The 3,768-nt window shown below is 77.4% G+C and carries 5 protein-coding genes and 1 pseudogene; 4 read left to right on the plus strand and 2 right to left on the minus strand.

Annotated features, from left to right (window positions below):
* Positions 1 to 277 (minus strand): annotated as a pseudogene (locus JZ5iCDA_RS16105) (leucyl aminopeptidase); the annotation flags it as partial.
* A 111-nt stretch (positions 278 to 388) separates the two neighbouring features.
* On the opposite strand from JZ5iCDA_RS16105, the gene JZ5iCDA_RS16110 reads away from it, so the two are divergent.
* The 4 genes from JZ5iCDA_RS16110 to JZ5iCDA_RS16125 are packed head-to-tail and all read left to right on the plus strand — an operon-like array spanning position 389 to position 2,554.
* Positions 389 to 745, plus strand: coding sequence for a hypothetical protein (locus tag JZ5iCDA_RS16110; protein WP_069388061.1), 357 nt, complete (start codon positions 389 to 391; stop codon positions 743 to 745).
* Between the two features lie 14 nt (positions 746 to 759).
* Positions 760 to 1,230, plus strand: coding sequence for a hypothetical protein (locus tag JZ5iCDA_RS16115; RefSeq protein WP_069388062.1), 471 nt, complete (start codon positions 760 to 762; stop codon positions 1,228 to 1,230).
* Positions 1,231 to 1,283: 53 nt separating this feature from the next.
* Positions 1,284 to 2,348: a quinone-dependent dihydroorotate dehydrogenase gene (locus tag JZ5iCDA_RS16120; RefSeq protein WP_069388065.1), complete on the plus strand. Its 1,065-nt coding sequence runs from the start codon at positions 1,284 to 1,286 to the stop codon at positions 2,346 to 2,348.
* Entirely contained in the window at positions 2,345 to 2,554 is a 210-nt protein-coding gene (locus JZ5iCDA_RS16125; protein WP_069388063.1) for a hypothetical protein, read from the plus strand. Before JZ5iCDA_RS16120 ends, JZ5iCDA_RS16125 begins: the two co-directional genes overlap by 4 nt.
* 15 nt (positions 2,555 to 2,569) lie before the next feature.
* Here JZ5iCDA_RS16125 and JZ5iCDA_RS16130 read toward each other — a convergent pair.
* A partial coding sequence (locus tag JZ5iCDA_RS16130; protein ID WP_139123171.1) for a PLP-dependent aminotransferase family protein occupies positions 2,570 to 3,768 on the minus strand: 1,199 nt, incomplete at its 5' end.

Genomic DNA, 3,768 nt, shown 5'->3' on the forward strand with positions numbered 1-3,768 from the left:
CCTCGGCGCCGAACGTGCCGTCGGCGCGGCGGGCGCCGAGCCCCACGAGGACGAGCACGTCCGCCTTGAGCTCGGGGCCGGCGGGGACCTTGCGCACCTCGTCGGCCGCGCCCGCGACGCCGAGCGCCGGGGCGAGGCCCTCGAGCGCGCTGACGACGGCGCGGGGCAGGTCGTCGCCGACGATCGCGACGCCGTCCGAGGTCGTGTGGGTGCCGACGACGAGCGCGTCGACCTTGGCACCGGCGGGACTCTTGCTGGAGACGGTCAGTTCAGCCACACCGGCGATGCTATCCCGCGCGCCCCGGGGGCACCGTGGGGCCGGCGCGCGCGGCCGGTCGCGACGTGCCCGATTCCGTCGCGCCGCACACGCGCCGGTACGCTCGGGCGCGTGGTCCTCGCCCTCCTGCTCGTCGTCGTCGCGGCGTGCCTCGCGCTCGCCGGGTGGGCGGTGGCGTTCGTCGTCCAGGACCGCGCCGTCGTGCTGCGCCAGCTGTGGGGCGGCGCCGTCGTGGAGGGCCTGCTGCTCGTCCAGGGCGTCGTGCTCGCCGTCCTCGGCGCGACGGGGACGGCCCCGACGGACCCGGTCCTGCTGTGGGGCTACTACGTGACCGCCCTGTTCGTCCTGCCGGTCGCCGCGCTGTGGGCCTTCGCCGAGCGCACGCGGTGGAGCTCGGTCGTCCTCGCGGTCGCCGCGCTGACGGTCGCCTTCCTCGAGTGGCGGCTGTGGCAGATCTGGAACTCGTGACCCCGGAGGACCCGATGACCGCACCCGGCACCGCCCGGCGCACCGGGGCCGGCTTCGGCCGCCTGCTCGTCGTGGCGTACGGGATCCTCGCCGTCGCCGCGACCGCGCGCGCGAGCGTCCAGCTCCTGCGCGACTGGCACGAGGCTCCGCTCGCCTACGGCCTGTCCGCCGTGGCCGCCGTCGTGTACGTGGTCGCGACGGTCGCGCTCGCCCGCGGGGGCCCCGCGGCCCGCCGCGTCGCCTGGGCCGCGGTGACGTTCGAGCTCGTCGGGGTGCTCGCCGTCGGCACGCTCTCGCTCGTCGACCCGCAGGCGTTCCCCCGCGCGACCGTGTGGTCGGGCTTCGGGAGCGGCTACGGCTACGTGCCCCTCGTCCTGCCCTTCGTCGGGCTGTGGTGGCTGTGGCGCACCCGGCCCGTCGACGGCGCGACGGCGGGCGCGCGCCCCGCCCCGTCCACCCACCAGACCCCGGAGGACCTCGCGTGAGCGCCCGTCGCCCGTTCCTGTACTCGCTGCTGTTCGACACGGTCTTGCGGCGCATGGATCCAGAGCGCGCGCACGAGGTCGCGTTCGGGCTCATCCGCGCCGTCGGGAGCGTCCCGCTGCTGCGCGACGTCGTCCAGGGCGCCCTCGCGCCGTACCTCGGCCGTGGTGCCGGCGGCCCCGGGAGCGTCGAGGTGCTCGGCCGCACGTTCCCCGCGCCCTTCGGGCTCGCCGGGGGGTTCGACAAGGACGCGCGCGGCGTGCGCGACCTGACGATGCTCGGCTTCGCGTTCGTCGAGATCGGCACGGTGACGGCCCACGCCCAGCCCGGCAACGAGCGCCCGCGGCTGTGGCGCGAGCTCGACGTGCGCGGCGTGCGCAACCGGATGGGCTTCAACAACGAGGGCGCCGCGGCGGCGGCCCGCCGCCTCGAGGCGCTGCGGTCGACACCCGCCGGACGGGCGGTCGTGGTCGGCGCGAACATCGGCAAGACGAAGGTCACCCCGGCCGCGGAGGCGCCCGGCGACTACGCGACGAGCGCGAGCCTGCTCGCCCCGTTCGCGGACTACCTCGTCGTCAACGTGTCGTCGCCGAACACCCCGGGTCTGCGCGACCTGCAGGAGGTGGAGTCCTTGCGGCCGATCCTCGTGGCGGTGCGCGAGGCCGCGGACGTCGCGACGACCGCCGCCGGCTCCCGGCGGGTCCCGCTCCTGGTGAAGATCGCGCCCGACCTCGCCGACGCCGACGTCGACGCCGTGGCCGACCTCGTGGACGAGCTGGACCTCGACGGGGTCGTCGCCGTGAACACGACGATCGGGCACGACCGGGGCCCGGGCGGGCTGTCGGGCCCGCCGGTGCGGCCGCGGGGCCTCGCCGTCGTCGCCCGCCTGCGCGCGCGGCTCGGGCCGCAGCGCGCGATCATCGGGGTCGGTGGCATCACGACGGCGCACGACGCGCGCGACTACCTCCACGCCGGTGCCGACCTCGTCCAGGGGTACACGGGCTTCCTCTACCAGGGCCCGTTCTGGGCCGCACGCATCAACCGCTCGCTCGTGCGGCACCCCGAGCCGCGGATGCACGCCGGCACCGACGGTGCCGAGGACGAGAGGACGCAGCGATGATCCGCCCGCAGTGGGTCTGGGAGCTCGACGACGCGGAGGGGCGTCCGCTCGCCGCGCCGGTGAGCCCGGTGTTCACGACGCAGTTCGACGCCGAGCAGTGGCTCGGCGAGACGTGGCGGTCCCTCGCCGCGGCGGGCGCCGTCGTCGCCCGGCTCCTGCACGACGGCGCGCTGGCGACCGCGCCGGTGGAGCTCCGCGCGGGCTGAGGTCGAGCGGTCGGCTCAGCCCCGCACGCGCTCCCACGCGGCCGCGAGGCGCGGGACCGCCCGGGCGAGGTCCTCCGGCGAGCGCGAGAACGTCAGGCGCAGCCGGTCGGTCGAGCTCCCGTCCGGGGTGAAGGTCGGACCCGCGTTGACCAGCACGCCCTCCGCGGCCGCCGCGGCGGCGAACGCATGGGCGACGGGCGCGCCGACGTCGACCCACAGCGAGAGCCCTCCCGCGGGCACGGGGACGTCCCAGCCGGGCAGCGCGTCGCGCAGCAGCCCGCAGACGAGGTCGCGCTGCGCGCGCAGCGCGGCCCGGCGCTCGGCGAGGACGGCGGTGCGGTCGCGGAGCAGCTCGACGACGGCGAGCTGCTCGAGCACGGCCGTCGCGATGTCCGCGGACTGCCGGGTGCGCGCGAGGCGCGCGACGAGGTCCGGGTGCGCCCGCACCCACCCGACGCGCAGCCCGCCCCAGAAGGACTTGGACGCGGAGCCGACGGTCACGACGTACGGCGACGCGCCGTCGCCCGCCAGCGGGGGCGCGACGTCGCCCGCGTCGTGCGGGGGCGTGTCGAGCGAGAGGTCGGTCAGGGTCTCGTCCCCGACGACGGTGACCCGGTGCCGCGCGGCCGCCTCGCGCACGCCGGCGCGCTCCTCAGAGGTGAGCGTGTAGCCGGTCGGGTTGTGGAAGTCCGGCACGAGGTAGACGAGGCGCGGGGAGACGCGGCGCAGCGTGGACTCGAGGAGGTCGACGTCGAGGCCGGGCGCCGCGCCGGGCCCGCCCCGCCCGACGGGGAGGGCGACGAGGCGCCCTCCCGCGCGGCGCAGCGCCTCCATGGCGTGGTAGTACGTCGGCGACTGCACGACGGCGCGGTCGCCGGTGCCGAGGAGCGTCGTCGCCAGCGTCGTGATGGCGTGCTGCGCGCCCGTCGTCACGAGGACCTGGTCGGGCGTGGTCGGCGTCCCGCGCTCCGTGAAGCGGGCCGCCACGGCCTCGCGCAGCGCCGCGACGCCGTAGGGCTCGTAGCCGCCGTCGGCGAGGTAGGCGGGCAGCCGTTCGAGGGCGCGCGCGTAGGCCGCGTGCAGCCCGGACGGCGCCGCGGACGTCGCCTGCGACAGGTCGGCGAGGTCGACGGGTACGGTGCCGGCGGGCGCGGTCGCCGGGGCGTCGCCGCCCGCGGTCCGCACGGCGGTGCGACGCCGGCCCCCGTGCGGCA

Source organism: Cellulosimicrobium cellulans (assembly GCF_001722485.1).
Lineage (GTDB): Bacteria > Actinomycetota > Actinomycetes > Actinomycetales > Cellulomonadaceae > Cellulosimicrobium > Cellulosimicrobium cellulans_A.